Source organism: Deinococcus aquaticus (assembly GCF_028622095.1).
GTDB lineage: Bacteria > Deinococcota > Deinococci > Deinococcales > Deinococcaceae > Deinococcus > Deinococcus aquaticus.
Genome location: NZ_CP115165.1, coordinates 789693 through 815476, shown reverse-complemented (window position 1 = coordinate 815476; position 25784 = coordinate 789693). Strand labels below are relative to the sequence as shown.

General features: G+C 71.0%; 29 protein-coding genes and 1 tRNA gene. 13 read left to right on the top strand and 17 right to left on the bottom strand.

The annotated features are described in order from the left end of the window. Nucleotides 1-2: 2 nt before the first annotated feature. From M8445_RS03945 to M8445_RS03930, 4 genes are all read right to left on the bottom strand, one after another. Entirely contained in the window at nucleotides 3-803 is an 801-nt protein-coding gene (locus M8445_RS03945; RefSeq protein ID WP_273989841.1) for an ABC transporter ATP-binding protein, read from the bottom strand. Nucleotides 804-807: 4 nt separating this feature from the next. Beyond that, on the bottom strand, nucleotides 808-1827 hold the full coding sequence (locus M8445_RS03940; RefSeq protein WP_380091022.1) for a FecCD family ABC transporter permease: 1020 nt from the start codon (nucleotides 1825-1827) through the stop codon (nucleotides 808-810). 4 nt (nucleotides 1828-1831) lie between these two features. After that, nucleotides 1832-2707, bottom strand: coding sequence for an ABC transporter substrate-binding protein (locus M8445_RS03935; RefSeq protein WP_273989840.1), 876 nt, complete (start codon nucleotides 2705-2707; stop codon nucleotides 1832-1834). A gap of 323 nt (nucleotides 2708-3030) precedes the next feature. Beyond that, on the bottom strand, nucleotides 3031-3699 hold the full coding sequence (locus M8445_RS03930) for a lysophospholipid acyltransferase family protein (RefSeq protein WP_273989839.1): 669 nt from the start codon (nucleotides 3697-3699) through the stop codon (nucleotides 3031-3033). Between the two features lie 153 nt (nucleotides 3700-3852). On the opposite strand from M8445_RS03930, the gene M8445_RS03925 reads away from it, so the two are divergent. Further along, a complete protein-coding gene (locus M8445_RS03925) occupies nucleotides 3853-4488 on the top strand; it encodes an NAD(P)H-binding protein (protein WP_273989838.1) in 636 nt (211 codons plus the stop codon). Between the two features lie 74 nt (nucleotides 4489-4562). On the opposite strand, the gene xseB is transcribed toward M8445_RS03925, so the two are convergent. After that, nucleotides 4563-4802: an exodeoxyribonuclease VII small subunit gene (xseB, locus tag M8445_RS03920; RefSeq protein WP_273989835.1), complete on the bottom strand. Its 240-nt coding sequence runs from the start codon at nucleotides 4800-4802 to the stop codon at nucleotides 4563-4565. A 29-nt stretch (nucleotides 4803-4831) separates the two neighbouring features. On the opposite strand from xseB, the gene M8445_RS03915 reads away from it, so the two are divergent. Then, nucleotides 4832-5494 carry a flavin reductase family protein gene (locus tag M8445_RS03915; RefSeq protein ID WP_273989833.1) on the top strand — a complete coding sequence of 221 codons (663 nt, stop codon included), beginning with the start codon at nucleotides 4832-4834 and terminating at the stop codon, nucleotides 5492-5494. Nucleotides 5495-5588: 94 nt separating this feature from the next. On the opposite strand, the gene M8445_RS03910 is transcribed toward M8445_RS03915, so the two are convergent. The 3 genes from M8445_RS03910 to M8445_RS03900 form a co-directional block, all read right to left on the bottom strand. Then, nucleotides 5589-6209 (bottom strand): DNA-3-methyladenine glycosylase family protein, encoded by a 621-nt coding sequence (locus M8445_RS03910; RefSeq protein ID WP_273989831.1) that lies wholly within the window; start codon nucleotides 6207-6209, stop codon nucleotides 5589-5591. 98 nt (nucleotides 6210-6307) lie between these two features. Beyond that, entirely contained in the window at nucleotides 6308-7162 is an 855-nt protein-coding gene (locus tag M8445_RS03905; RefSeq protein WP_273989830.1) for a serine protease, read from the bottom strand. 89 nt (nucleotides 7163-7251) lie between these two features. Then, the gene (locus tag M8445_RS03900; protein ID WP_273989829.1) at nucleotides 7252-8790 is read right to left on the bottom strand and encodes a S8 family serine peptidase; all 1539 of its coding nucleotides are present in this window, start codon (nucleotides 8788-8790) and stop codon (nucleotides 7252-7254) included. A gap of 578 nt (nucleotides 8791-9368) precedes the next feature. Between M8445_RS03900 and M8445_RS03895 the strand changes: the two genes are divergently transcribed. Beyond that, complete coding sequence (locus M8445_RS03895; RefSeq protein ID WP_273989828.1) at nucleotides 9369-9851, top strand: YbaY family lipoprotein; 483 nt, start codon at nucleotides 9369-9371, stop codon at nucleotides 9849-9851. Nucleotides 9852-10071: 220 nt separating this feature from the next. Here the strand turns inward: M8445_RS03895 and tmpR are convergent, their stop codons facing one another. From tmpR to M8445_RS03875, 4 genes are read right to left on the bottom strand one after another with little or no spacing between them, the layout of a single operon-like run. After that, entirely contained in the window at nucleotides 10072-10815 is a 744-nt protein-coding gene (gene tmpR, locus M8445_RS03890; RefSeq protein WP_273989826.1) for a bifunctional dihydropteridine reductase/dihydrofolate reductase TmpR, read from the bottom strand. Continuing rightward, nucleotides 10812-11222: an NUDIX domain-containing protein gene (locus M8445_RS03885; protein WP_273989824.1), complete on the bottom strand. Its 411-nt coding sequence runs from the start codon at nucleotides 11220-11222 to the stop codon at nucleotides 10812-10814. Before M8445_RS03885 ends, tmpR begins: the two co-directional genes overlap by 4 nt. A gap of 46 nt (nucleotides 11223-11268) precedes the next feature. Further along, nucleotides 11269-12741, bottom strand: coding sequence for an ABC transporter permease subunit (locus M8445_RS03880; RefSeq protein WP_273989823.1), 1473 nt, complete (start codon nucleotides 12739-12741; stop codon nucleotides 11269-11271). Continuing rightward, nucleotides 12738-13673 (bottom strand): DMT family transporter, encoded by a 936-nt coding sequence (locus tag M8445_RS03875; protein WP_273989821.1) that lies wholly within the window; start codon nucleotides 13671-13673, stop codon nucleotides 12738-12740. Before M8445_RS03875 ends, M8445_RS03880 begins: the two co-directional genes overlap by 4 nt. A gap of 267 nt (nucleotides 13674-13940) precedes the next feature. Between M8445_RS03875 and M8445_RS03870 the strand changes: the two genes are divergently transcribed. Continuing rightward, nucleotides 13941-14222 (top strand): hypothetical protein, encoded by a 282-nt coding sequence (locus tag M8445_RS03870; RefSeq protein ID WP_273989820.1) that lies wholly within the window; start codon nucleotides 13941-13943, stop codon nucleotides 14220-14222. Between the two features lie 70 nt (nucleotides 14223-14292). After that, a complete protein-coding gene (locus M8445_RS03865; protein WP_273989819.1) occupies nucleotides 14293-14940 on the top strand; it encodes an SRPBCC family protein in 648 nt (215 codons plus the stop codon). A 77-nt stretch (nucleotides 14941-15017) separates the two neighbouring features. Here the strand turns inward: M8445_RS03865 and M8445_RS03860 are convergent, their stop codons facing one another. Together M8445_RS03860 and M8445_RS03855 are read right to left on the bottom strand one after the other, a co-directional pair. Then, on the bottom strand, nucleotides 15018-15347 hold the full coding sequence (locus M8445_RS03860; RefSeq protein ID WP_273989817.1) for a hypothetical protein: 330 nt from the start codon (nucleotides 15345-15347) through the stop codon (nucleotides 15018-15020). Then, complete coding sequence (locus M8445_RS03855; RefSeq protein WP_273989816.1) at nucleotides 15344-15943, bottom strand: TetR/AcrR family transcriptional regulator; 600 nt, start codon at nucleotides 15941-15943, stop codon at nucleotides 15344-15346. The genes M8445_RS03860 and M8445_RS03855 overlap by 4 nt, the downstream gene beginning before the upstream one ends. 171 nt (nucleotides 15944-16114) lie before the next feature. Between M8445_RS03855 and hisC the strand changes: the two genes are divergently transcribed. Beyond that, nucleotides 16115-17200: a histidinol-phosphate transaminase gene (gene hisC, locus M8445_RS03850; protein ID WP_273989815.1), complete on the top strand. Its 1086-nt coding sequence runs from the start codon at nucleotides 16115-16117 to the stop codon at nucleotides 17198-17200. Continuing rightward, nucleotides 17197-17550 carry a YkgJ family cysteine cluster protein gene (locus M8445_RS03845; protein ID WP_380091026.1) on the top strand — a complete coding sequence of 118 codons (354 nt, stop codon included), beginning with the start codon at nucleotides 17197-17199 and terminating at the stop codon, nucleotides 17548-17550. The genes hisC and M8445_RS03845 overlap by 4 nt, the downstream gene beginning before the upstream one ends. 22 nt (nucleotides 17551-17572) lie before the next feature. Here M8445_RS03845 and chrA read toward each other — a convergent pair whose 3' ends face one another. Further along, on the bottom strand, nucleotides 17573-18724 hold the full coding sequence (gene chrA, locus M8445_RS03840; RefSeq protein WP_273989813.1) for a chromate efflux transporter: 1152 nt from the start codon (nucleotides 18722-18724) through the stop codon (nucleotides 17573-17575). 90 nt (nucleotides 18725-18814) lie between these two features. Here chrA and M8445_RS03835 point away from each other — a divergent pair, with 90 nt between their 5' ends. The 3 genes from M8445_RS03835 (at nucleotide 18815) to M8445_RS03825 (ending at nucleotide 20178) form a co-directional block, all read left to right on the top strand. Next, a complete protein-coding gene (locus M8445_RS03835; protein ID WP_273989811.1) occupies nucleotides 18815-19621 on the top strand; it encodes a VC0807 family protein in 807 nt (268 codons plus the stop codon). A 144-nt stretch (nucleotides 19622-19765) separates the two neighbouring features. Then, a tRNA-Leu gene (locus tag M8445_RS03830) sits at nucleotides 19766-19850 on the top strand. Nucleotides 19851-19929: 79 nt separating this feature from the next. After that, complete coding sequence (locus M8445_RS03825) at nucleotides 19930-20178, top strand: hypothetical protein (protein ID WP_273989810.1); 249 nt, start codon at nucleotides 19930-19932, stop codon at nucleotides 20176-20178. A 27-nt stretch (nucleotides 20179-20205) separates the two neighbouring features. Here the strand turns inward: M8445_RS03825 and M8445_RS03820 are convergent, their stop codons facing one another. Further along, nucleotides 20206-21354: a glycosyltransferase family 4 protein gene (locus M8445_RS03820; RefSeq protein WP_273989808.1), complete on the bottom strand. Its 1149-nt coding sequence runs from the start codon at nucleotides 21352-21354 to the stop codon at nucleotides 20206-20208. 70 nt (nucleotides 21355-21424) lie between these two features. On the opposite strand from M8445_RS03820, the gene hisA reads away from it, so the two are divergent. Continuing rightward, entirely contained in the window at nucleotides 21425-22138 is a 714-nt protein-coding gene (gene hisA / locus M8445_RS03815) for a 1-(5-phosphoribosyl)-5-[(5-phosphoribosylamino)methylideneamino]imidazole-4-carboxamide isomerase (RefSeq protein ID WP_273989806.1), read from the top strand. Between the two features lie 15 nt (nucleotides 22139-22153). Here the strand turns inward: hisA and M8445_RS03810 are convergent, their stop codons facing one another. Continuing rightward, entirely contained in the window at nucleotides 22154-23314 is a 1161-nt protein-coding gene (locus tag M8445_RS03810; RefSeq protein WP_273989805.1) for a YihY/virulence factor BrkB family protein, read from the bottom strand. A 136-nt stretch (nucleotides 23315-23450) separates the two neighbouring features. On the opposite strand from M8445_RS03810, the gene M8445_RS03805 reads away from it, so the two are divergent. Together M8445_RS03805 and M8445_RS03800 are read left to right on the top strand one after the other, a co-directional pair. Continuing rightward, nucleotides 23451-23876: a thioesterase family protein gene (locus M8445_RS03805; RefSeq protein WP_273989804.1), complete on the top strand. Its 426-nt coding sequence runs from the start codon at nucleotides 23451-23453 to the stop codon at nucleotides 23874-23876. A gap of 145 nt (nucleotides 23877-24021) precedes the next feature. Next, complete coding sequence (locus M8445_RS03800) at nucleotides 24022-25755, top strand: NAD-dependent malic enzyme (protein WP_273989801.1); 1734 nt, start codon at nucleotides 24022-24024, stop codon at nucleotides 25753-25755. Nucleotides 25756-25784 lie beyond the last annotated feature (29 nt).

Sequence of the window (25784 nt, the reverse complement as noted above, 5' to 3'; positions counted from 1 at the left end):
CCCTAATCCTCGGGGATAACCAGCAGGCGGTCTGAGTCCTGCACCACCCTGACCCGCACCCCGTACGCCGCGTGCAGGTGCGCGGGCGTCAGTACCTCGGCGGGCCGCCCGCTGGCCAGGACCTGCCCGGCGTGTAGCAGCACCAGCCGGTCGGCGCGGGCCGCGAGGTTCAGGTCGTGCAGGACCGCCACGACGCCCAGCCCCCCGGCCACCTCGCAGCGCAGGTACCGCACCACGTCCAGCGCGTACGCGAGGTCCAGGTGGTTGGTGGGTTCGTCCAGCAGCAGGAACCGGGGTTGCGCGGCCAGCGCGCGGGCCAGGGCCACGCGCTGCGCCTCGCCGCCCGACAGTTCCGACACGCGCCGGTCCTCGAAGCGGCGGGTGTCCGTGCGGTCCAGCGCGGCGTCCACGGCGGCCTCGTCCTCGGCGGTCCAGGGGGAACGGGGCAGCAGACCAAAGCGCCACTCGCCCGCGCCGCGCCCCAGGGCGACCACGTCCCGCACGCGCGCGGCGGCCGGCAGGCCCTCGCTCTGCGCCAGGAACGCCAGTGCCCGTGACCGCTGCGCGCGGCTCCAGCTCCGCAGTGGGCGGTCCGCCAGCCGCACTTCGCCGCGCGTGACGGGGGTCAGGCCGGTCACGGCGCGCAGCAGCGTACTTTTCCCCGCGCCGTTCGGGCCGATCACGGCCGTGAACTCGCCCGGCGCGAAGGCCACCGTGACGCCCCGCACCGCCGGGAACGACCCGGCCTGCACGTGCACGTCGTGCGCCACCAGCCGGTCCGGACTGCTGACCGGGCTCTGCATGGGCCTACTCACTGGATTGCCGCCTCAGCAGCCACAGGAAGAACGGCCCGCCCAGCAGCGTGGTCACGATCCCCACCTGCGACAGGGGCGTGGTGCGGGCCAGCAGGTCCGCGTACACCAGCAGCGCCCCGCCCAGCAGCGCCGAGAGCGGCAGCAGCGTCCGGTGCCCGGGGCCGAACATCAGCCGCACCACGTGCGGCACGATCAATCCCACGAATCCGATCACGCCCACGTACGCCACCGCGCCCGCCGTGGCGACGCTGGCCGCCACGACCGTGATCAGCCGCAGCCGCTCGACCGGCACGCCCAGGCTGCGGGCCGTGAGTTCCCCCAGTTGCAGCGTGTCCAGCGCGCGGGCCAGCAGCAGCAGCGCCCCGCCGCCCAGCGCCGCGTACGGCAGGACCGTCAGCACGTCCGGCCAGCCGCTGAAGCCCAGGTCGCCCAGCGTGTACGCCAGCACCTGCCGCGCGCGGTCCTCGCCGCGCAGGATCAGCGCCGTGGTGGCCGCGCTCAGGACGCTGCCCACCACCACGCCCGCCAGGATCAGGCGGTTCGGCGGAAAGCGGCGGCCCTCGCGCGCCAGGGCCAGCGTGCAGGTCACGGCGGCCAGCGCCAGCAGCAGCGCCGTCACCGGAATCAGGGTGCGCGGCCAGCCCGCCACGATGGCGATGGTGGCGCCCAGCGCGCTGCCGCTCGCCACGCCCAGCAGGTACGGGTCGGCCAGCGGGTTGCGGAACACGCCCTGAAACGCGCCCCCGCACACGCTGAGGCTGGCGCCCACCAGCACGCCCATCACCACGCGCGGCAGGCGGATCTGCCACACGATCACGTCGTTCCCGGCCAGGGCCTGACCGGTCAGGCCGCGCCACAGCGCGCCCAGCACCTCGCCGGGTGGCACGTTCACGCTGCCCAGCCCGGTGCCCAGCACCACCGCCGAGATCAGCAGCAGCACCAGCCCGGCCGTCTTCAGGGGCAGCGCCAGGGCACCGGCCGCTCCCCGGCGGTCACTCGCGGCGGCCTCCACCGGCTTACTTGAACAGTTCCGGGTGAACGATCTTCGCCAGGCCGCGCAGCGCCTGCGGCAGGCGCGGACCGGGGCGGCCCAGCATGGTGTTCAGCTCGTCCGGGATGCTCACGACCCGCCCGGTCTTCAGTGCACTGATGCTGTTCCAGCCGGGCCGCGCACCCGCCGTTCTGGCATCCACGCCCAGGATCAGCTGCGGGTTGGCCTTCACGATGAATTCCGGGTCCACTTTCGGGAAGTCGCCCATGCTGGCCGGAATGATGTTCCGCGCGCCTGCCTTGGTCAGCAGCACGCCCATGAACGAGTTCGGGCCGACCGAGTACGGCGTGGGGTCGATCTCCAGGTAAGCGGTGGGCTTGCGCACCACGTTCTTCGTCAGGATCTCCACGCGGGCAATGTCGCTCTTCATGCGGGTCACCAGCCCCCGCGCCTGCGCCTCGCGGTTCACGATGCGGCCCAGCGTCAGGGTCTTGCTGAACACCTCGTCGTACGTTTCCGGGTTCACGGCCACCACCGTGATGCCCGCCTGCGTCAGCGGCCCCTCCAGCTTCCCGTACTGACTGACCAGCACCAGGTCCGGTTTCTGCGCGATGATCGCCTCAATGTTCGGGTCGTACAGGCCGCCCATCTTCGGCAGTTTCGTGACCGCCTGCGGGTAGTCGCTGTACGCGTCCACGCCCACCAGCTTCTCGCAGGCCGCGATGGCGCACAGCGTCTCGCTGGTGCTGGGCAGCATGCTCACGATTCGCCTGGGCTCGGCCTTCACGGTCACGGTGCGGCCCAGGTCGTCTTTCAGGGTCAGGGGGTAGGTGGTCGCGGCGGACGCGCCGCCCAGGGTCAGGAAGCCGGTCAGGGCTGCAATCAGAAACGTGCGGTTCATGGGGTGCTCCTCGCCCCTCGCCCGGAACGACAACACCGCCCCGGAGTGGGGCGGCGCAGGGATCAGCAGTCCGTGGGCAGGCGCGCGCCAGGGGCGGGCCAACCACGGCGTGCCCCTACTCCGCGAGAGGTCATGCCACACGCCCCCCCAGTGCCGGGCAGGCGTGAACGGCGGGGGTGCTCGGCCTTGACCGCCACCAGGGGCGGGTTACCGTTGCGCGACAGGACCGGACTCTCACCGGATTTCCCCCCGCAGCCGTCACCCCCCAGCATACCGCACGCCGCCTCCTGGCCTCCGGACAGCCGTCACGGTGTGCCCGACCGTCAGTACGGCTGCCCGACCGGGTGGGACAGTTCCGTCAGGGCCACGCCCAGTTCCGCCGTGACGCTCTTGATCCCGCCGCGCGGCGAGATGGGCTCGCCGAAGCGCACGATCCAGCGTTTCCCGTCGCGGCTGATCCCGGCCGGCAGGATGGGCGCGCGGCCCTTCGCGGCGATCAGCGCCGCCCCGCCGTGCAGTTCGCCGCCGCCGCGCGTGCCCTGCGGGAAGATGCCGACCGTGCCGCCTGCCTTCAGGATCCGCAGGGACGTGCGGACTGCGCCCAGGTCGTTGCCGCTGCGGTCCACCGGGAACGACCCCCCGGCGCGGATGATGTCCCCGACCAGCGGCACGAACAGTTCCTTTTTCGCCATGAACTGCATGAATCGCCCGTGCGGCAGCGCCCGCGCCACCAGGAACGGGTCCAGGCTGCTCACGTGGTTGGCCGCCACGACCAGCGGCGTCCCCGCGACCGGCACGTGCTCCCGGCCGTGCACTTCCAGGTGCATGCCGCTCGCCAGGACCGGCAGGTACGTGACGTTCACCACGAAGCGGTACACGGACGGAATCACGCGCGGCGCGGCGGGTTCCGGTGCGGTACGCGCGGCAGGAACGGAAGCGGTGTGGTCTGGAGAGCCGGAGCCGTTCAGGTCAGGGCGGGCAACTTCACTCATCAATGCAGAGGATACGCCCGCCGCGCCCCCGCAGAGGCGCAGGCCGACCGGCCGCCGCACCCGGAACGGTAAGCAGCGCGTGAAGGCCGCCTGCCGCCCAACGTGAGCGGGCCGACAGTGACCCGCGTGGGGGCCGGGCGTAGGCTGGGCGGCATGAAGATCACTGTCATCGGAGCGGCCGGAGGCGTTGGCCGCCGCGTCGTGCATCAGGCCGCGCAGGCCGGTCACGCCGTCACCGCTCTCGTCCGCACGCAGGAGCAGGCGGACATGGTCGCCCTGCACGGCGCTGTCCCCATCCTGGGCGACCTGACGGGCGACTGGCAGCACGCCCTGGACGGCGCAGAAGCGGTCGTGTGGGCCGCCGGGGCCGGCACCAGCGGCCGCTACCAGGCCATCGACGGGGACGCCCTGATCGCCCTGACCGACGAACTCGCGGGCCGCGCCGCCACCGGAGGCCCGCGCCGCCTGGTGGTCGTCAGTTCCATGGGCGTGGACCGCCCGGACCAGATGCCGCCCTTCCTGAACGCCGTGCTGCGCGTCAAGGCCACCTCGGACGCGCACGTGCAGGCCAGCAGGCTCGACTGGACCATCCTGCGCCCCGGCGGTCTGACCGACACGCCCGGCACCGGTCAGGTCAGTGCCGGAATGCCCGCCCCGCGCGGCATGATCCCCCGCGACGACGTGGCCGCCGCCGTTCTGGCCGCCCTGGAACAACCGGGCAGCGCCGGGCAGACCACCGAACTCGTCAGCGGCAGCACACCCGTCCGCGAGGCCATCGGCGGGCAGTAGCCAGCAGGAAGTGCAGTAGCCAGCGGGAGGGAGGGTCGCAGGTCAGTCACGACCCACTCCCCACCCGCTACTGCCTAGTCAGCGTCGGATTCGTCTTCCGGGTCGCTGTCCGCCCAGTCGCCCGCCAGGACACCGCGCACCGCCTCGATCCGCTCGCGGCACTGCGCGTACGCCTCGCGGGCCTCCTCCAGCAGCGGCAGGACGCGGTCCAGGTCGGCCTCGCCGGATTCCAGTTCGGCCGCGATGCGGGACAGCCGTGCGTACGCCTCGCGGTACGGGACGGGGCCGGGCGGGGTGGGCTGAGGCTCAGTCATGACCGGCATGCTACCGCTACGCTGCGCGCATGACCCAGGCCCCCACCACCCCGCCGGACGTGCAGCACTTCGACCTGACCGCGCTGCCCGCCGCCGCGCGCTACAAGCTGCTGACCGCCACCGTCGTCCCGCGTCCCATCGCGTGGGTCGGCACGCTCGGCGCGGACGGGCACGTGAACCTCGCGCCGTACTCGTTCTTCGGGCTGATGGGCAGCGACCCGCCCGTCGTGGCGTTCGCACCCGGTGACCGCGCCGACGGCACCCCCAAGGACACCGCACTGAACATTCCGCCCGGCGGCGAGTTCACCGTGAACATGGTCAGCGCCGCCCTGGCCGACGCCATGAACGCCACCGCCACCGACTTCCCGCACGGGCACGCCGAACCCGACGCGCTGGGCATTGCGCTCACGCCGGGCGTGAAGGTCCGTGTGCCGCGCGTGGCCGCCGCGCCCGCCGCCCTGGAATGCCGCGAGGTGCAGACCCTCACCATCGGCCGCACCCGCATCATCCTGGGCGAGGTGCTGGGCCTGACCATGCGCGCCGACGCCGTGCAGGACGCCGAACGCCACCACGTGGATACCGCTGCCCTGGACCTGATCGGCCGCCTGGGCGGGCGCGGCACGTACGCGCACACCCGCGACACCTTCACCATCGACCGCATTCCCTATGAGGAGTGGCGCCGGGGGCAGTAGGGACTGGGTGGGGTTGACGCAGGCAGGTTCGCCGCGCACACGCTGTTGACCATCCGCCATCCGCCATCCGCCATCCGCCATCCGCCATCAACCATCACACCGGCTGGCCGCCCGCTTTCACGCGGGCGTTGTCGGCCCAGACGTAGCGGGCGGCCAGGGTGCGGTACGGGCTCCAGCGGGCCAGCACGTCGGCGGGCGCCTCGTGCGGGTGCAGGCGGGCCAGGCCCTGGCGCAGCGCGAGGTCCCCGAGGCTGAACACGTCCGGGCGGGCCAGAGCGAACATCAGGAACATCTCGGCGGTCCAGCGGCCGATGCCGGGCAGCGGCAGCAGCGCCGCGATCACGTCCTCGTCGTCCTGCGCGGCGAGGTGCGCGAAATCCACCGCGCCGGTCTTTGCGGCCTGCGCGGCGGCCTGCACGGTCCGCACCTTTGCCCACGACAGGCCCGCGCCGCGCAGGGTATCCCCACTCGTGGCGAGCAGCGTGTCGGCGTTCACCTCGCCCAGCGTGTCCGTCACGCGGGCGTGGATGCTGGCGGCGGCCTTCACGCTCAGCTGCTGCCCGGTCACGCTGCGGATCAGCGTCCCGAACGGGTCCGGGGTGGGCGTCAGGACCGGCAGTTCACCCACGCGGGCGATCACTTCGGCCAGAACGGGGTCCAGGGACAGGTGCGCGGTCGCCTGGGTATGGCTGGTCAGCGGAGTGGAGAAGGACACGCCCACATTCTCGCGGATGCGGGGGGCAGCCCGGCAGAGAACAGCGAACCGGGCGGGGAAGCCTCGGTTCGCTGCGGAGAGGAGTGGTCAGCGCGGGTTTACTGCGCGGCGACGCCGGTCTGCTGGTAGATCCAGTTGATGTAACCGTTCACGCGGGTGTACACGCCGTAGCCGCGGCAGGCGGTCGGGCCGTAGCTGACGGCGCCCAGCACGTAGAACTTGCCGTTGTACGTGGCGGCCAGCGGGCCGCCGCTGTCGCCGTTGCAGGAGTCCTTGCCGCTGGCGTACTTCCCGCAGATGGTGTTGCCGGGGCGGGTGCCGCAGTCGGTGCCGGTGGGCGTGATGGGAATGGTGACCTCGCGCAGCGCGGTGGGGCTGGAGGCGCCGGTTTCGGTCTTGCCCCACCCGCTGACGGTGGCGCTCCTGCCGTTCACGTCCAGGATGGCCTCGACGGTGTTGCTGGGCAGCGCGGCGGGCTGCACGGTGCTGCCCAGCGTGAAGGGGCTGCTGACCCTGATGAGCGCGATGTCGTAGGCGTCGCTGCTGGTGCTGCGGCCCGGGTACAGCAGGATGCTGCTGGCGCTGCGCAGCTGACCGGTGCTGGTGGTCAGGTTATTGATGCCGGCGCGGACGCGCATGGAGCTGGTGCTCTGGCCTTCCACGCAGTGCGCGGCGGTCAGGACCCAGCTGGCGCTGATCAGGGTGCCGCCGCACCAGCCGCCGGCCAGTTCGGTGCTGGGGGTCACGCTGACCTGATAGGGGCGGTTGGTGACGCTGGTGACCGTGCCGTACACGATCTGGCTGCTCAGGTCACTGAAGGCGGGGGTGGTGCCGGTCACGGTCTGCGATTCGGCGGGCAGGGCGGCCCCGGCGCTGGGGGCGGTCTGGCTGGAGCAGGCGGACAGGGCCAGCATGCCCACGGCGGTCAGGACGGCGTGCAGGGGTTTGAACATGGGTGACCTCGGGCAGGGGGAGGGAGAGGCGAGTGGCGGCGCGGTCAGGGGGACGCCCACGCTGCTGTGGACGTCCCCCGGGAATGCGTTTACTTCGTTTCGGTGAGGCTGTAGCTGCCGCTGCCGCTGTAGGCGTACACGCGCCAGCGGTACGTGCCGCTGGTGGCCGTGTAGGTGATCGCCTCGGTGCTGGTGCTGCCCTCACTGGCCGCCACCTGCGTCCAGGTGCTGCCCGAGAGCTTCTGCAGGTACAGGTCGAAGTCCGTGCCGCTGGGGCCGCTCAGGTTGCCTTTCAGCGTGCCGCCCGCGTAGCTGAAGCCGGCCGTGCCGGGCTGGTACGAGTTCCCGGCGGCAGCGACCGTACCGGTGTACGTGGTGCCGGCGGGCGGCGGGGTGACGGTGCCGGTGCCCGTGAACAGCAGGCGGTTGGGGCTGCCGGTGCCGGCGCCCGTGACCTTGCCGGTGGTGGCGTTGCCGGTCAGGGTGCTGGTGACGCCGCTGCTGGTGCTGCCGCCGTTCGCCAGGGCGAGTGCGGCGGCGCCGGCCACGTGCGGGGAGGCCATGGAGGTGCCGCTGATGGTGTTCGTGGCGGTCGTGGAGCCGATCCAGGTGCTGGTGATGTTGCTGCCGGGCGCGAAGATGTCCACGCAGGTGCCGAAGTTGCTGAACGAGCTGCGGGCGTCGGTGTTGGTGGTGCTGCCGACCGTGATGGCGCTGGCGGCGCTGGCGGGGGAGACGTTGCAGGCGTTCTGGTTCTCGTTGCCGGCCGCGACGACCATCACGAGGTTCTGGCTGGCGGCGCTGTTCACGGCGTCGTTCACGGCCTGGCTGAAGCCGCCGCCCAGGCTCATGTTCGCCACGGCCTTGCTGGTGCCCTTGTTGCTCACGGCCCAGTTCACGCCGGCGATCACGCCGGAGTTGCTGCCGCTGCCGGAGCAGTCCAGCACCTTCACGGCGATCAGGCTGACGCCCTTGGCGACGCCCCAGGTGGCGCTGCCGACCGTGCCGGCCACGTGCGTGCCGTGGCCCTGGCAGTCGCTGTTGTTGCCGTCGCCGGTGGTGTTGGTGCCCCACACGGCGCGCCCGCCGAAGCTGGTGTGCGCGGTGTTGATGCCGGTGTCGATGATGTACGCCTTGACGCCGCTGGCGGTGGTGCTGTACGTGTAGCTGCCGTCCAGCGGGAGGTTGCGCTGGTCGATGCGGTCCAGGCCCCAGGTGGCGCCGGTCTGGGTGGCGCTCATGCGCATGACGGCGTCCTGCTCGATGTACTTGACTCGGGGGTCAGCCTGCAGGCGGCTCAGGTTCTGGGCGCTGAGTTTCGCGGCGAAGCCCTGGATGGTCTGGGTGTAGACCTGCTGGACCTGCACGCCCTGCGGGTCGAGGCCCAGCGAGCTGACCAGGGTGTCGGCCTGAAGTTTGATGCTGCCGGCGCTCTGGCCGCCGCTCAGGACGACGATGTACTGGCCGGGGATGGCGTCGGGGTTGGTGGTGCCCAGGAGGGGGGCCTGCGTGCGGGTGATGGCCGCGTCGGTGGCGGTCTCGGCGCTGGGGGTGGCGGCGTTCTGCGTGCCGCAAGAGGCGAGGGCCAGGGTAAGGGCAAGTGTTCCAAGAGCGGTACGTGCGTTCATGGTGGACCTCCTGGGGCGTTCCGGGGTGGGGCGTTCAGGGCCGCGCCGGACCCGGCTGGCCGGGCTGGCGGGCGCTGGGTGCGGCGGACACGGGCGGTCAGGAACGATGAGGTTCTGACACGACGACCGGAAAAGTCGTGTGTGGCGCGGCCCTGAAGATGAGTGGTTGGAACTGGTAGTGATCATACGCAGGTTGCGGGCGCGGGTGGATGAAACGAGTGTCGAATTCACCACATTTGTTTTTTGCAGGTTCGGAATGCCTGAAAAGTGCGCTCCTCACGTCTGTTTATCTGTCCAGAATAGACGAACGGGTGTATAACAGCACCCGCGTCATGAGCCAGCTCTCATATTGCTCATTTTTTGGTGCGTGTCCGTAGAAAGAGAAAGTGCCGTCCAGAACGCCGTCCTGACCGGCAGTCTTATGAAGTCGCTCCCGTCACGCCCGGCCCCGAAAGTCGCCGCCCGGCAAAGACTCATGAGGTTCTGAGCCCTCGGGCAGGCAGGTCTGCTTGACAGCCGCTGCCCCGCTGGTGCGACAGGGTCTTGCACGGACCCGGTCAGACGCGCACCATGAAGGTATGAAGTTTTTCACAAACACCCTGCGCTCTGCTCTGCTGCCCGCCGCGCTGCTGCCCGGCCTGCTGTTCTCCGCCGCCCACGCCCAGAACCGCGCTGGCAGCGTCATCCTCAGCCCGGTCCTGGCCCAGATCACCCTCACACCCGTGGACGCCGCACCCAGCCGCGACATTCCCACCGGCTGGCACGAACTGCGCGGACAACTGCGCACCGCCACGAACACCCGCCAGAACTTCCCGGCCGGCACGCAGGCCACCGTCACCATCCGCGACACCACCGCGCCCGACCGCGCGCCCGTCACCGTCCGCTTCCCGGTCAGCCGCCTGCCCGCCCCCTACCAGGTCCTGTTCAACCCCGTCCGTCTGCAACGGGGCCACGCCTACACCGTGCAGGCGACCCTGACCAGCCCCACCGGACAGACCCTCTGGAAAAGTACCCCCGCGCCCCTGCCCGCCACGCCCCGCGCCGTCCTGAACCTCCGCTGACCCCCAGACCCGGAGGGGTGGTTCTCTCCTCCCGGCATCCACTCGGATTGAACGGCTTTGCAGGCCATTCAACCGGAGTCCATGTCATACGGATTCCGTCTGTTTCGTTAACAACCCGGAACCACACCGGGTTGCCAACTCCACGCCCGGAATCCTCATTGCTCCTACTCGCGTCCGCTCGGATTGAACGGCTTTGCAAGCCATTCAATCGGAGTCCGTATCAGAGGTTCCAGCCGCCCGCGACTTCCAGTTCCTGCCCGGTCAGGTAATCACTGGCCCGCACGAACGACAGCGCCGCCTGCACCAGCTCCGGCACGGTGCCGGGCCGACCGGCCGGAATCTGCGCGACCGGCTGACTCACGCTCGTTTCGATCACGCCGGGACTGACCACGTTCACGCTGACACCACTGCCGGCCAGCACCACCGCCAGCGACCGGCTCAGTTGCAGCACCCCGGCCTTGGCGATCACGTACGGCACGATCCCAGGCCGCGCCACGTTCGAGGAGGCCCCCGCGTACCCCAGGTTCACGATGCGCCCCCAGCCGCGCGCGCGCAGCAGCGGCGCCGCCTCCTGGCAGGTGGCGAAGGTGGCGGTCAGGTTGCTGCCCAGCATGTCGGCCCACTCGGCGTCGGTGGTGTCCAGCAGCGGGCGGTTCACGTAGTTGCCTACGTTGTTCACCAGTACCGCCAGCCCCGACCCCGGAAGGGCCGAGTGGGCTGCGCGGACCAGCGCGCGCGCCTGGGCGGGGTCGGTCAGGTCCGCCTGCAACGCAGTCGCCTGCACGCCGTACTCGTGGCACAGCCGCGCGGTCTCCTGCGCGTCGGCCTCGCTGCCCCGGTAATGCACCGCCACGTCGAAGCCCTCGGCGGCCAGCGCGACGGCCAGCGCCCGCCCGATCCCCCGCGACGCGCCCGTGACGAGCGCCGTCCCCCGACCCTGCGTGGTGTCGGTGCGCTCCGTCACTGCTCACCCCGCCGCAGGGCCAGTTCCACCAGCGTGCGCGTCACGCCGTTCAGCGGGTATTTCAGCGCCCCAGACAGGTGCACCCAGGCCCACTCCTCGATCTCCTCGTTCGGCGTGATCTCGTGCCCGTCCGTGCTGGCAAAGAAGTCCACCAGCAGCATGTGCGCGGGCTTATGGAACTCCGGGTTCAGGACCGATTCCTGCGTCTGCGCGTACAGCACGTCCCGTAACTCCAGGCCCACTTCCTCACGGAACTCGCGGGTCACGGCGCCCAGCAGCGTCTCGCCCCACTCGACCTTGCCTCCGGGCACGCCCCACAGCCCACGCCATTTCGTGGTGCGCACCAGCAGCACCCGGCCATCCTGGCCCCACACGAGCGCCCCCACACACACCAGCGGTCTGTCCATGCGGCCCAGGGTAGCGCCCGCCGCGCCCATTCGTCCGGGTGAACGCCTACCGACCCCGCCGCTGCATGACGCGGCGTTCCAGGCCTGTGATCAGCGCGTACACCAGCACCCCGTACCCGATCAGCAACGCGATCGCCGCGAACTGCGCCGCCTTGTTCTGGTACACGCCCGCCACCTGCACCGACAGGCCCAGGCCCTTCTGGTTGGGGTCCACGAACTCCCACACGACCGCCCCGATCAGTGCCAGACTGGCCGCCAGCCGCAGGCCGCCCAGCATGACGGGCAGCGCGCCCGGCAGTTCCAGCCGCCGCAGCCGCTGCCACGCGCTGGCCTGCAGGGTGCTGAACAGCTCGTGGTACGTGGCTTCCAGTTCGCGCACGCCCACCAGGGTCGCCACCATGATCGGGTACAGGGCGCTCAGAGCCGACACGACCACGGCCGGCAGGAACCCGAAACCCAGCCACGACACCAGCAGCGGGGCGAGCACCACGATCGGCGTACTCTGCGACGCCACGATGAACGGACTCAGGAAGCGTTCCAGCGCCCGCCACTTCGCCAGCGGGTACCCGATCAGCACGCCGCCCAGCGCGCCCAGCAGCGTGCCCAGCAGCGCCGTGCGGACCGTCACCCAGAACGCCGCCGCCAGCGCCGGAGCGGTCCGCACCGCCTCCTGCCACACGGCGGCCGGGGTGGGCAGCAGGAACGGCTGACCCAGCGCCGACGCGCCCAGCTGCCACCCGGCCAGCGCCAGCCCCACCGCCAGCAGCGGCAGCAGCCACCCGGCGCTGCGCGGGGCGGGCACGTCCGAGCGCACGCGGGTGCTGTCCCCGGTGCCCAGCACCGAGCGCAGGTGCGCCTCCAGCCCGTCCGTGTACGCGCTCACGCGGCCCTCGCCGCGCGTATCGAGCACCTCGACGATCTGCCCGTCCCGCAGGACCGCCACCCGGTCGGCCAGCCACACCGCCTCGCGGATCGAGTGCGTGACCAGGACCGTCGTCCGGCCCGTCTTCTCGTGCAGGTGCCGCAACTCGGCGTTGAAGCGCTCGCGGACCAGCGCGTCGAGCGCCGCGAACGGTTCGTCCAGCAGCAGCACGTCCCCGCTCTGCGCCAGCGCGCGGGCCAGCGCCACCCGCGCCCGCATCCCGCCCGACAGCTGCGCCGGGAAGTAAGAGCCATACTCCTCCATGCCCACCAGTTTCAGCGCCTCGGCGGGCGGCAGGCCCCCCCCGGCCCCCAGGTCGGCGGGCAGCGCCACGTTCCGCAGGGCGCTGCGCCACGGCAGCAACCGGTAATCCTGAAACACCAGCGCCGGGGGCGTCCCGATCCGCACTGTGCCGGACGCGGGCTTCAGCAGGCCCGCCAGGATGCGCAGCAGCGTGCTCTTGCCGCCACCGGACGGGCCGATCAGGGCCAGGAACTCGCCGCGCTGCACGTCCAGCGTCACGCCACTCAGGATCACCTCGCCGCCCAGGCGGACCGTCACGTCCTGCACGCCCAGCGGTCCCGTCCCGGCGCTCATGACCGCACATCCGGCGCCGCAGCGGGCACGGGTGCGGTCATGAGCGCCGGGCGGCCGCGCGTGTTCACCAGCACCACGCCCGCCACGGCAATCACGCCGCCCAGCACGCTGATCAGGGTCGGCAGTTCACCCAGCCACGCCCACGCGATCAGCACCGCGAACACCGGCGACACGTACAGGAACGACGTGGTCACGCCCGCCCCCACCCGCGAGAGCGCGAACGTCCAGGTCAGGTACGCCAGCGCCGCCGGGAACAACCCGATGTACACCATCGCCAGGTGCGCGTGCAGCGGCGCGGCCCGCAGCTCGGCCCCGAAGCCCGGCAGGAACACCAGCATCGGCACGGTGCCCAGCATCAGCGACCACACCGTGAAGTGCAGCGGGTTCATGCGCCGCAGCAGCGGCTTCTGGAACACGAAGTACACGCTGGTGAACACAGCTGCCGCCAGGATCAGCAGCGCCCCCCGCGTGAAACTCAGTCCCTGACCGCTGCCCAGCACGATCAGCGTCACGCCGCCCAGACTGACCAGCGTGCCCGCCCACCCCAGCGCGTTCAGCCGCTCCCCACCAAAACGCGTGGCCAGCAGCGCCGTGATGACCGGCCCCGCCGCAATGATCAGGCTGGCCGTACCCGCCGGGACGCTCACCTCGCCGTAATTCAGGCAGACGTGGTACAGCGTGATCCCCGAGAAACTCAGCGCCGCGATCCGCCCCAGGTCCGCCAGCGGAGGCACCGGAATCCGCGCAATCAGCGCGTACACGCCCAGCGCGAGACTGGCGACCAGAAAGCGGTACAGCGTCACGTGCCCCGGCGTGAAGACCTCCAGCCCCGCCCGGATCCCCGCGAAGGCCGACGCCCAGAACACGATCGTGACCAGAATCGCGGCCAGTGAAAGGCCGTCCAGTCGGCCCGGAGCAGGGGAGGATCTCATATAGAGGGCAGGGTAGCCCAGGAACGCCCGCCGCCGCAGACCGGCCCGCACAGGTGTCTGGAAGCGGGCGTCTGGAGGCCGGCCGCCCTGCCCACGTCAGCCGGGGACGCGGATGGCGGGCAGGACTGTGCGGGCGGGACTGTATGGAGGTGCATTGGGCCGCGCCACATGTTGCGGGGCGGGTCGGTGGGCCAGGATGAAAGCCTCAAACTGCAAGGACGCCGTTCGCACCCGCGACCGCAGCGGTCTCCTGACTGGGGGTAGATGGTGGCAGACAGAACTGAACAGCAGCAAGCCGGACAGAACGGCGCCGGACAGGCGGCACAACCCGGCCCTGACCCCGTGAGCACGCCCGAGGCCGCCAGTGAACACTCCGGCAGTGACCACGCGACCCAGGGCGCCAACACCAACCTGGACGCGTCCGTGCAGGGCGGGCCGGTCACGCAGCAGGACCGGGCGGCCGCGCAGGTCATTCAGGACCAGCACGCAGGCAGCGAACAACAGGGCCACGCACCCCCGGACGGCGCCGCGAAGATCAAGGGTACTTAATGAGTTCTGCCCGGAACTTCACCCCGAGGGTGCCGGGCGTTATTACACTGACCCTCACGGAGGACGAATTATGACCAACAACGAAAGTGGAATGGATCAGACCCGCATGATCAGCGGCGCCGCCGGTGGCGCCCTGCTGCTGATGGGACTGCGCAAAAGAGGCGTGCTGGGCCTGGGCATGGCCGCCGTCGGCGGGTACCTCGCGTACCGCGCCGCGACCGGCAACGACCCGGTGATGGCCGCCGCCGGCCTGAGTGGCAACAGCGCGGCCGCCAAGCCGATCTTCGTGGAGCACAGCGTCGTCATCGACCGCCCCGCGCAGGACGTGTACGACTTCTGGCGCAAACTGGAGAACCTTCCCCAGATCATGAGCCACCTTGAGAGCGTCACGGCCCTCGACGAGAAACGCAGCCGCTGGGTTGCCAAGGCCCCGCTGGGCACGCACGTCGAGTGGGAAGCCGAGATCGTGAACGACAAGCCCGGCCAGCGCATCGGCTGGCACTCCCTGCCCGGCGCGACCGTCGACAACGCCGGCAGCGTGCAGTTCGAATCGCTCCCCAACGGCGGCACCCGCGTGCACGTGGCCCTCTCGTACCGCCCCCCGGCCGGCCCGCTCGGCGCGGCCGTGGCGAAACTGTTCGGTGAGGAACCCAGCCAGCAGATCGCCGAGGACCTCCAGAAGTTCAAGGCCGCCTTCGAAGGCAACGCCAAGAATTAAGTCACTGGAACGGGGGTGGCAACTGGCTCAGGCCGATTGCCACCCCCGTTCTGTTGCGTCGTCCGGCGCGGCGTGCCTTACAGCGTGCCGTCGTCCGCTTCGGCGGGGCCGCTTTCGGGGAGGCTCTGGGCGCCTTCCTCGATGACGGTCAGGGAGCGCAGGGTGGCGCCCTGATGCCAGCCGTACGTGGGGTTTTTCAGGCCCAGGGCGGCGGCGATGGCTTCGGCGCTGCTGCGCTGCGGTTCGTCTTCCAGGCTGAACAGCAGGAACTTGCGGCCGCCGGGGCCGATGCGGATGAACAGGTCCGTGCCGATCTCGAGTTGCTGGGTGCGGCCCAGGCGTTCGGCGCGGCCCTGCGCGTAGCGGATCGCCTCGCGGATGGGGACGGTGACGGTGGGGTGACTCACGGCCGCTCTCCGGTGGGCGCGCGCAGGCCGCCGAGCAGCATGTCCGCGAACTGTTCGGCCACGTCGCGCGGCCCGAGGTTCCCGCCGGGGCGGTACCAGGTGTACGCCCAGTTCACGGCGGACAGCACGAGGTACGAGGTCATCTTGATGTCCAGGTCGGCTCGGAAAGTTCCTTCCTGCACGCCCTGCGTGATCAGTTCGCGGTAGAAGGCGTCGATGGTGTCGCGCCAGCCGGTCACGCGGGCGTACGCCTCGGGGGACAGGTGTTTCCACTCGTGGAAGAACACGGTGGCGCTGTCCATGTTGTCCGCGACCACGCGGATGTGGCGGTACATGGCCTCTCGGAGTTTCTGGTCGGCGGGCATGGCCTCGCCGCGCAGCGTGAACAGCGCCGTGTCGAACTGCCGGGACGCCTGATTGACGATCTCGATCAGCAGTTCTTCTTTCGAGGAAATGTGCGCGTACAGGCTGCCGCCCTGCATGCCCAGGTCCCCGGCGAGGTCGCGCATGCTGGTCGCGTGATACCCGCGCTCGGAGAAGAGGCGGCTGGCCGAGTCGAGAATCTGCTCGCGGCGGGGTTTGGCAGTGTCTGTCATGGTGGTGGGGTGGGCGCGCGGCGCTCCTGAAGGGAAGGGTAGCACGCGCCCAAACGGGCGTTTGGTGCGGCGTCTGTACCGGTGGGTGCGCGGCCCCGGCCCGGTGCGGACGGCTGGGCGGGTCTGGCCTGGGTGGACGCCCGGCGGGGGGCGGGTGATACAACGAACCCCATGACCTCCACGCCCTCTGCCGATGCCGGAATCACTCCGGCCGGGGTGCGCGCCGCCGTGCGCGACGTGCCCGCCTACCCGTTCACGCCGCTGGACGTACCCATCAAGCTCGACCAGAACGAGAACCCGTACGATTTCCCGGCGGACCTGAAGGCCGAGGCCCTGGCGCGCATGGCCGCCCGCCCCTGGAACCGTTACCCGGACCTGCACGCCGACACCCTGCGTGAACGCATCGCCGCGTTCGAGGACTGGGACGCGGCGGGCGTGGTCGTCACGCCCGGCAGTAACGTGCTGATCAAACTGCTGACCGAGCTGGGCGGCATCGGGCAGACGGTCCTGACCGTGAACCCCACCTTCAGCGTGTACACCCTCGAAGCGCAGCTGCTGGGCGCCGAACTGGTGCAGGTGCCGCTGAAGGCGGACTTCAGCCTGCCGGTCGAGGCGCTGAAGGCCGAACTGGCCGCGCGGGCGCCCGGCGTGCTGTACATCACGCAGCCGCACGCCCCGACCGGACACGTGGACGCCGAACGCGACATCCGCGCCCTGATCGACGCCGCGCAGGGCTGGATCGTGGTGATCGACGAGGCGTACTACCAGTACGGCGGGCAGGATCACCGCGACCTGATCCGCGCGCACCCCCACTGCCTGAGCCTGCGCACCTTCAGCAAGGCCTGGGGACTGGCGGGCCTGCGTCTCGGGTACGCGCTGGCACACCCGGAACTGGCTGGGCAGCTCCAGAAGCTCGTGCCGGCCTTCAACGTCAGCCTGCTGGCTCAGACGGCCCTGGAAGTCGCGCTGGAAAACCCTGCCTATGTGCAAGAGCGTGTGGCCGAGGGCTTGCGCGAGCGGGGGCGGGTGCTGGAGGCCCTGGCCACGCACCCGACCCTGGAGGCGCTGCCCAGCGGCTCGAACTTCTTCCTGCTGCGCTCCCCGGACGCCGGCACCACCTACGCGCACCTGCTGTCACGCGGGATCGTCGTGCGCCGCCAGGACCGCCTGCACCTGCTCGAAGGCTGCCTGCGCGTGGCCGTCGGCACGCCCGCCGAGAACGACGCGCTGCTGGCCGCGCTGGCCGAACTGGCTTGACCAGGGTCGCCGGGCCGCTGCACCTCAACGCGCAGGAGGCTGCCCGGTTCACCCCGCCCGCCGGTGTGGCCCCGCGCAGTCCGGTCACGCGGGACTGCGCCGCCTGCGGGGCCTGCTGCGCCGCGCCGGACATTCACGCGCTGGGCAAACCGCTGGGTGTGCCGTGCGTGAACCTCGGACCCGATCAGGGGTGCGGGCACCTGTGCGCCGTGTACGACACGCGCCCCGACGTGTGCCGTGCGTACCAGCCGGACTGGGTGTGCGGCGAGGTCGCGCCCCTGCCCACCCTGGGTGCCCGCGTGGGGCGTTTCCTGACCATCTACGGCCTTCAGGACGAGGCCTGTCCGTAGAGCCTGAGGACGGAGGCGGCTCCTACAGCGCCGCCCACCCGACGCCCGCACAGGCCAGCACGACGGCCCAGGCGGGCCACCTCAGGACGGTCAGGGCGGCGTAGGCCAGCAGCGCCAGCGCGAGGTCACGCGGGCCGCGCACGGCGCTGGTGAAGACCGGGTCATACAGCGCGGCCAGCAGCAGGCCGACCACGCCGGCGTTCAGTCCGGCCAGCGCGGCGCGGGCAGACGGGCGGGCGGCCAGCGCCGCCCAGTGGGGAAGAGCGCCGACCATCAGCAGCGCGCCGGGCAGGAAGATGCCCAGCGTGGCGATCAGCGCCCCGGCCGGGCCGTGCGCGGCGGCCCCCAGGAACGTGGCGAAGGTGAACAGCGGTCCCGGCATGGCGTTCGCCGCGCCGTACCCGGCTGTGAAGGTGCCCTGCGGCAGCGCGCCCGCGAAGCTGCCCTCCAGCAGCGGCAGGACCACGTGCCCGCCTCCGAACACCAGCGCCCCGGCGCGGTATGTGGCGTCCAGCGTGGCCCAGCCCGGCCCCAGCGGCGCCAGCAGCGGCAGTGCCAGCAGCAGCGCCCCGGCCAGGAGCAGCAGCGCGGTCCCGGCGCGGCGGGACACTGGAACGGCGGGCAAGGCTGCGCCGCCCGCGCCGACCTTCCCAGTCAGCCAGCGCCAGCCGACGCCCGCGCACACCAGCAGCGCCAGCACCTGCGCGCCCGCGCCGGGCCACAGCAGCAACGCCGCCGCCGTGCCCAGCGCCAGCCCCGCCCGCACCCGGTCCGTGACCAGCGACGCCCACAGGCCCGCCACGGCCTGCGCGACCACTGCGACCGCCGCGAGCTTCAGGCCGGTCAGCCACCCGGCCTGACCCGGATCGCCCAGGCGGGTCAGGCCCAGCGCCAGCGCGGTCATCATGGCGGCGCTGGGCAGCGTGAAGCCCGCCCAGGCGGCCAGCAGGCCCGGCCAGCCGGCGCGCAGCAGGCCCACGCTCAGGCCCACCTGCGAACTGGCCGGGCCGGGCAGGAACCCGGCCAGCGCCACCAGATCCGCGTACGCCGCCTCGCCCAGCCACGCGCGGCGCGTCACGAACTCCGCGCGGAAGTACCCCAGGTGCGCGACCGGACCCCCGAAACTCGTCAGGCCCAGCCGCAGGAACACCAGAAACACTTCCAGAACACGCATCCTCCGGATCGTACAGGCCGAAGGTCAGGACGTGGTGGGCCGGTGCCAGGCGCGGCGCACTCCTCACCTGCGGATGAGAGAATGCCGGCCATGAGCCAAGCGGCCCCCACCCCCACTCCCGATGCCCACCCCAGCCCGAAGGCCCGCGTTCCGAAAACCGTCTGGGACCTGGTGTTCACGCTGGTCATCCCGATCCTGATTCTCAGCCCGAACATCCTGGGTAGCGGCATCAGCATTGCCGAGCAGGTGTTCGGCGGCGGCACGGCCGGGAACGTCCGCGCGTACCTGCTGGCCGCCCTGATTCCCGTCGGGTACGTGCTGTGGGACCTGACCGTGAACCGCAACGTCAGCCCGGTCGCGCTGATCGGCGGGGCGGGCGCGCTGTTCAGCGGCGCGCTGGCCTTCTGGTACGTGGACGGCTTCTGGTACGCCATCAAGGACTCGGCCCGCTCGTACCTGACGGGGCTGCTGTTCCTGATCAGTGCGGCGACCAGCGTGCCGCTGTTCCGGGTGTTCCTGGACGCCAGTTCCATCGGCGAGAGCCCCGAGCACCGCGCCGCCACGCAGCAGGCCATGCGCGACCCGGGCGTGCACCGGGGACTGGTGCTGGGCACCGTCGTGTTCGCGGTGGTGGACCTGATCGGCGGCGTCGTGAACAGCGTCGTGAACTACGGGCGCGTGACTGCCAAGTTCGGCACGGACGAATTCAACGCGCAGGTGGCCGCCGTGAACGCCCTGATGCGCATTCCGGGCCTGGTGATCAGTCTGGTGGGCGTGGCCGGCGCGCTCTGGCTGGTCAACCGCGCCGTGCAGGCCCGCTACGGCGCGGGCGCCAGCCTGTTCGAACCCGGCAAACTGCTCGAACGCATGCGCGAACGCGGCGAACCCGTCGCCTGAACCCCTGCCCTGGGCCGCGCCGGGAGAGGGTAACCCGGCGCGGCCCGTTCATTTCCGGGGTGGGGGTTGACAGTTCTGGCACTCGCCTATAAAGTAAGCGAGCCCTGAAACGCGCCCGAGCGCGGGCGAGATTACCAAAGGTGTGCCGAGGTGGCGGAATTGGTAGACGCACTAGTTTCAGGGACTAGCGCCGCGAGGCGTGTGGGTTCAAGTCCCATCTTCGGCACCACAAGGAAGGCCCCAGCAGCAATGCCGGGGCTTTCTTGTTGCATTCCGGCCTCCGGTATTCCTGCGCGGTACGCTTGCACATGGGTCTTCCCGCCAGACTGCTGCTGTCAATCCTGATCGCCGCGTGCGCCCTGCTGGGGCTGTACATGAGCGCCTACGCGTTCAGCGTGCCGCGCCGGGCGCTGCTGGCCGCGCAGGCAGGCGGCCTGACCCTGGCGGCCGCCCTGATCGCCGCCGTGTGGCGCCTACCCGGCCGCTGGCTGTGGTTGGCGCTGCCGGTGGCGGCCGGACTGGCACTCCTGCTGCTGTGGCAGGGCGGCGGCCTCTGAGAATTTCGGGAAGGTCCGCGCGGCGGGTCAGCGGCGGGTGCGTTCCTGCCGCGCGCGTTCGTACACGGCGGCCAGCGCGGCGGCCCGCACCGGCAGGTCGTACCGGGCGGCACTGAGGCGCGCGCCCTCCTGCAACGCCGGCAGGCGGTCCGGGTGCAGGGTGCCCAGCAGGCCGTCGGCCAGGGCTTCGGGCGTGGCGTGGCGGACCGTGCCGTTCACGCCTTCCTCGATCAGGTCCAGCGCGGCGGGACTCTGCGCGGCGACCAGGGGCGTGCCCGCCGCGAGCGCCTCGATCATGCTCATGGGCAGCACCTCGCTGGTACTGGCCGTGATGAACGCGTCGGCGGCCGCCAGGGCTTCGGGCACGCGGGCGTACGGGACGGGGCCGGTGAAGGTCACGCCTTCCGGGGCCTGTGCCTGCAGGGGCGCGCGGCTGGGGCCGTCGCCGACCACCAGCAGCCGCAGTTCCGGGCGGCTGGCCCGCGCCCGCGTGAAGGCGCGCAGCATCACGTCCAGGTTCTTCTCCGGGGCCAGCCGACCCAGGTACATGACCAGCGGCGTGTCTGGTCCCACGTGGAACTCGGCGCGGAAGGCCGCGCCGCTCGCCGCGCGGAACGACGCGAGGTCCACCGGGTTGGCCAGCAGGTCCACGCGTCCCGCGAAGCCGTACTCGCGCAGCATGTCCACCATCGCCCGGCCCGGCGCGAGCACCGCGTCCACCCGGCGCGCGAAGGCGCTCACGTGCGGGCGCAGCACGGCCCGGCCCACCCGCCCCGGCATGGGCGCGTAGTGCAGGTACTGGTCGTACTGCGTGTGCGCCGTGTACACCACGGGCGCCCCCGACAGCCGCGACCACCTCAGGGCCAGTTGTCCGGCCAGGAACGGGTGCATGGTATGCAGCACGTCCAGGTCCCGCAGCGGCAGGCGCGAGGTCAGCAGCGGCCCGGGCGCCAGCATCACGGGGTAATCGGCCGGAGCGCCCAGCGCCCGCGCGCCCGCGAACGAGGAGTTCAGGCGGTACACGCCGTCCTCGCGGGGCGGCATCTGCGGGTGGCGGGGCGCGAAGATCCGCACCTCGTGCCCGAGGTCCCGCAGGCCCCGCGCGAACAGGGCCGTGCTGGTCGCCACCCCGTTGCGGGACGGCAGGTAGGTAGCAGTGACAATCCCGACGCGCACGGGGGCAGTGTAGCTTCCCGCAGCCTCCCGCGTGACCCGGCCGCCGCCTGCGGCCCGTATCCTGTGGCGCATGAGTTTGCCGCTGATCATTCCCTGCGTGGACATCCAGTCCGGCCGCGCCGTCCGCCTGTTCGAGGGTGACCCGGACCGCGAGACCGTGTACTTCGACTCGCCGCTTGACGCCGCGCGCCACTGGGTGAGCCTGGGCGCGTCCCTGGTGCATCTGGTTGACCTGGACGCCGCCACCGGACGCGGCGAGAACCGCGCCGTGATCGCGCAGATCACCGCCGAACTGGGCGTGGCGGTCGAGGTGGGCGGCGGGATCCGCAGCCGCGAGGCCGCCGGGGAACTGCTGCGCCTGGGCGTGCAGCGCGTCGTGATCGGCACGGCCGCCGTGAAGGACCCCGCCATGGTGACCGACCTGATCGCCGAGCACGGCTCCCAGCGGGTGGTCGTGAGCCTGGACGCGCGCGGCCTGGAGGTCGCCACGCACGGCTGGGCGCAGGGCAGCGGCGTGATGGTCGGCGACCTGACCCCCGCCCTGGCCGATGCGGGCCTAGAGACCCTGATCTTCACGGACGTGACCCGCGACGGCACCCTGCGCGGCCTGGACCGCGACCTGATGCGGCAGGTGCGCGGCCTGTGGGCCCACACCCTGATCGTGGGCGGCGGCGTGGCCAACACGGACGACGTGCGCCTGCTTCAGGACGAGGGCATCGAGGGAGCCATCGTGGGCCGCGCCATCTACGAGGGCACGCTGCCGTACCCCGTCACGCTGGACTGACGGCCGTCCAGGGAACTACCTGCGCCGGCCGCCCGTGATGCCCAGCACGCGCAGCACGATCACGGCGGGCACAGCCAGCACGGCGGTCACGGCGTTCCACACGGCGGCGCGGACGGTGGGCAGCACGCGGCCTTCCTCGCGGCGCGGCACCCTGGGCAGCACGCGCGGTACCGGCACGCCCAGCACCCGGCCCCGGCTGTCACGGACCGGGCGCCGCGCCTGCCGTTTCGATTCCCGTTCCTGCTGGCTTTCGGTCGGGTCGATCTCGGCTCCCTGGGCGGCCAGGGCTTCCTTCTTGGCGGTGTTCGCCGCGCCGCCCGCGTGCGTGCCGAAGCGCTGCGAGTACACCCACGTGACCTCCGCCCCGAAGAAGAAGATCATGGCCGAGTAGTAGATCCACAGCAGCAGCACGATCAGCGTGGCGGCCGCCCCGAACGCGCTGCCCGGCGCGGCCTGCCCCAGGTACAGGCCGATGCCCAGTTGCCCCAGCGTGAACAGTGTGGACGTGAAAAAGCCCCCCACCCACACTTCCCGCCACTCCAGTTTCACGTCGGGCAGCAGTTTGTAGATCCCGGCGAACACCGGCGCCAGGAACAGCACGGACAGCAGCGCCGTCCCGGCCCGCACGAAGAACGCCCCGGCGCCGATGGTGTCGCCCAGACGCTGCGCGATGACCGACAGGTACGTGTTCACGCCCAGGAACGCGATCAGCAGCACCCCGATGGCCAGGATCATCAGGAACGATTTCACGCGGGTCCACAGGACGTTCAGGAACCCCTGCGGCGGGCCGGGGTCCGCGCCCCACATGGAGTTCAGGGCGTCCTGAAGCTGCACGAACAGCCCGGTGGCGCCCATGAACAGCGTCACGAACGCGGCGATGGTGGCGATCACGCTGCCTTTTTGCAGGGCGTCCGTGTCGATCAGGCCGCGCAGGAAGTCCGCCGCTTCCACGCCCAGGTTCTGCGCCACGATCCCGGCCGGGCCGAACAGGTCGTCCAGGACCGTGCCGCTGCTCAGGAACTGCCCGGCGACCAGCACGGCCAGCAGCAGCAGCGGCGCCAGGCTGAACATGGCGTAGTACGCGATGGCCGCCGCCAGCCGGGGGGCCTTGTCCTGCCCGAACGCCAGGAAGGCGTCGCGCAGCAGCGTGAACAGATCGGCGGGCTTGAGGGTCACGGGCGGTCCTTCATGACCGGCAGTGTACGTGCCGCCCCGGTGAGCTGTGCGCCAGAGCGGATTAAGGGACCGTTGACCGCTCGCCCGGCTGCCCGGCCCCGGCAGGACAGGCCCGGTCCGTACTAGCCTGCTGGGCATGCAAGCCATTCCAGAGGAATTCACGCAGACGCTGAGCGTGACCGTGACCGACGAGATGACCGTGAACTTCGGGGAACTGGGCCGACTGCACCCGGTGTACGCCACGTACTGGATGGCCCGGCACTTCGAGGAGGCGGGCCGCAAGATCATCCTGCCGTTCCTGGAAGAGGGCGAGGGCGGTATCGGCACGCAGGTGGACGTGACGCACACGGCCAGCGCCCTGCCCGGCATGCGCGTCACCGTGACGGCCACCTTCGAGCGGCAGGAGGGGCGGCGCGTGACCGCCCGCATGGTCGCCGTGAACGAACTCGGTGACCAGATCGGGCACGGCACGACCACGCAGATGGTGCTGCCGCAGGCGCGCATCGACGCGAATTTCGACACCCTCCGGCAACGCTGGGCGGAGCATACCGGGACGCCGTGACCCACCGCCCCCCGCGAACCGCGCCCCGCTGCCCCTTTCTGTTCACGGGCTGAACAGAGCTGCGTGCCTGTCTGGGCGGCTGCGTGCATTGTGTGCGTGGCGTGCCTGGACCGGGTACAACGGCCGGCGGCTATGCTGGAGCGTCATGCCGAAAAATCTTCCTGTCTCCCGGTACTACGACGTGAAACGCGACCCTCAGGGACAGCGCTTCATCGACGTGCACGTGTCGGGACTGGCGCTGCTGCAGAATCCGCTGCTGAACAAGACCACGGCCTTCACGCCCGAGGAACGCCGGGAACTGGGCCTCGAGGGCCTCGTGCCGCCGCACACCAGCACCTTCGAGGAGCAGAAGGAACGCACGTACCTGCGCTACCTCAAGTGCAGTTCCGACCTGGAAAAGCACGAATACCTGCGCGCCCTGCAGGACCGCAACGAGGTGCTGTTCTACGCGATCCTGGAAGATCACCTTGAGGAGATGCTGCCCATCATCTACACGCCCACGGTGGGCGAGGCGGTCCGTCACTACTCCAGCAACTACCGTTACCCGCGCGGGTTCACGGTCAGCACGGGCGACATCGACCGCGTGGAGGACATGCTGGAGAACGTCACCGTGAACGACGTGCGCATGATCGTCGCCACCGACAGCAGCGCCATCCTGGGCATCGGGGATCAGGGCTTCGGGGGCATGGCGATCAGCATCGGGAAACTGTCGCTGTACACGGCCGCCGGGGGCGTCGGGCCGGACAAGACCCTGCCGGTCGAGCTGGACGTCGGCACCAACCGTCAGGACCTGATCGACGATCCGCTGTACCTGGGCGTGCACCACCGCCGCCTGACCGGCGAGGCCTACGACGAGTTCCTGGATACCTTCGTGGAGGCCGTCACGGCCCGCTACCCGAAAGCGATCATCCAGTGGGAGGATTTCAGCCGGGGCACGGCGTTCCGGGTGCTGGAACGCTACCGCCGCGTGGTGCCCAGCTTCAACGACGACATTCAGGGCACGGGCGCCATGGCGCTGGCCGGGCTGATCAGCGCCGCGCGCCTCAAGGGCGAACGCCTGAGCGAACAGGTGTTCGTGGTGGTGGGCGCGGGGGCCGCCGGGATCGGCGTGGCCATGGCCATCCGCCACGGCCTTCAGGCCGACGGGCTGAGCGCTGAGGACGCGAACGCCCGCGTGTTCGTCGTGGACCGCTACGGCCTGCTGATGCACGGCCAGCCGGACCTGGAAGACCAGCAGCTGAGCTTCGCGCGCCGCCCGGAAGACCTGAGCGGCTGGGTGTTCGACGGCGAGTACCCCAGCATGCACGACGTGATCGTGAACGCCCGCGCCACCGCGCTACTGGGCTTCACGGGCGTGCCCGGCCTGTTCCGGCAGGAGAGCGTGCAGGCCATGCTGGACTTCACGCCCCGGCCCATCGTGTTCCCGCTGAGCAACCCCAGCAGCCACGTCGAGGCGCGCCCCGCCGACCTGATCCACTGGACGCGCGGCGGCGCGATCATCGCGTCCGGCAGCCCGTTCCCCGACGTGGAGTACGAAGGGAAACGCTACCCGGTCGGGCAGGGCAACAACGCCTTCATCTTCCCCGGACTGGGCTTCGGAGCCGTCGCCAGCCGCGCCCGTGAAATCACGGACAACATGGTCATGGAAGCCGCCCGCACCCTCGCCGAGTTCACGCAGGCGTACGGCGAGCGCGTGTACCCGCCCATCAGCGAACTGCGCGAACTGAGCATCCAGGTGGCCGTGAACGTCGCCCTGCAGAGCATCCGGGACGGCGTGTGCGCCGAGCGCCGCATCCGCAACATGACCCGCGACGAACTGGAAGCCGTGATCCGCGACCGCGCGTGGCAACCGCGTTACCTCCCACTGCGGCAGGGTTGATGGTTGACAGGTGATGGGTGATGGAAAGC

What these genes read in the sequence shown, in the direction of transcription:
- M8445_RS03945 (WP_273989841.1), bottom strand. Translation starts at nt 803, where the DNA reads ATGCAGAGCCCGGTCAGCAGTCCGGACCGGCTGGTGGCGCACGACGTG.
- M8445_RS03935 (WP_273989840.1), bottom strand. Translation starts at nt 2,707, where the DNA reads ATGAACCGCACGTTTCTGATTGCAGCCCTGACCGGCTTCCTGACCCTG.
- M8445_RS03930 (WP_273989839.1), bottom strand. Translation starts at nt 3,699, where the DNA reads ATGAGTGAAGTTGCCCGCCCTGACCTGAACGGCTCCGGCTCTCCAGAC.
- M8445_RS03925 (WP_273989838.1), top strand. Translation starts at nt 3,853, where the DNA reads ATGAAGATCACTGTCATCGGAGCGGCCGGAGGCGTTGGCCGCCGCGTC.
- xseB (WP_273989835.1), bottom strand. Translation starts at nt 4,802, where the DNA reads ATGACTGAGCCTCAGCCCACCCCGCCCGGCCCCGTCCCGTACCGCGAG.
- M8445_RS03915 (WP_273989833.1), top strand. Translation starts at nt 4,832, where the DNA reads ATGACCCAGGCCCCCACCACCCCGCCGGACGTGCAGCACTTCGACCTG.
- M8445_RS03905 (WP_273989830.1), bottom strand. Translation starts at nt 7,162, where the DNA reads ATGTTCAAACCCCTGCACGCCGTCCTGACCGCCGTGGGCATGCTGGCC.
- M8445_RS03900 (WP_273989829.1), bottom strand. Translation starts at nt 8,790, where the DNA reads ATGAACGCACGTACCGCTCTTGGAACACTTGCCCTTACCCTGGCCCTC.
- M8445_RS03895 (WP_273989828.1), top strand. Translation starts at nt 9,369, where the DNA reads ATGAAGTTTTTCACAAACACCCTGCGCTCTGCTCTGCTGCCCGCCGCG.
- M8445_RS03885 (WP_273989824.1), bottom strand. Translation starts at nt 11,222, where the DNA reads ATGGACAGACCGCTGGTGTGTGTGGGGGCGCTCGTGTGGGGCCAGGAT.
- M8445_RS03880 (WP_273989823.1), bottom strand. Translation starts at nt 12,741, where the DNA reads ATGAGCGCCGGGACGGGACCGCTGGGCGTGCAGGACGTGACGGTCCGC.
- M8445_RS03875 (WP_273989821.1), bottom strand. Translation starts at nt 13,673, where the DNA reads ATGAGATCCTCCCCTGCTCCGGGCCGACTGGACGGCCTTTCACTGGCC.
- M8445_RS03865 (WP_273989819.1), top strand. Translation starts at nt 14,293, where the DNA reads ATGACCAACAACGAAAGTGGAATGGATCAGACCCGCATGATCAGCGGC.
- M8445_RS03855 (WP_273989816.1), bottom strand. Translation starts at nt 15,943, where the DNA reads ATGACAGACACTGCCAAACCCCGCCGCGAGCAGATTCTCGACTCGGCC.
- hisC (WP_273989815.1), top strand. Translation starts at nt 16,115, where the DNA reads ATGACCTCCACGCCCTCTGCCGATGCCGGAATCACTCCGGCCGGGGTG.
- chrA (WP_273989813.1), bottom strand. Translation starts at nt 18,724, where the DNA reads ATGCGTGTTCTGGAAGTGTTTCTGGTGTTCCTGCGGCTGGGCCTGACG.
- M8445_RS03835 (WP_273989811.1), top strand. Translation starts at nt 18,815, where the DNA reads ATGAGCCAAGCGGCCCCCACCCCCACTCCCGATGCCCACCCCAGCCCG.
- M8445_RS03825 (WP_273989810.1), top strand. Translation starts at nt 19,930, where the DNA reads ATGGGTCTTCCCGCCAGACTGCTGCTGTCAATCCTGATCGCCGCGTGC.
- hisA (WP_273989806.1), top strand. Translation starts at nt 21,425, where the DNA reads ATGAGTTTGCCGCTGATCATTCCCTGCGTGGACATCCAGTCCGGCCGC.
- M8445_RS03805 (WP_273989804.1), top strand. Translation starts at nt 23,451, where the DNA reads ATGCAAGCCATTCCAGAGGAATTCACGCAGACGCTGAGCGTGACCGTG.
- M8445_RS03800 (WP_273989801.1), top strand. Translation starts at nt 24,022, where the DNA reads ATGCCGAAAAATCTTCCTGTCTCCCGGTACTACGACGTGAAACGCGAC.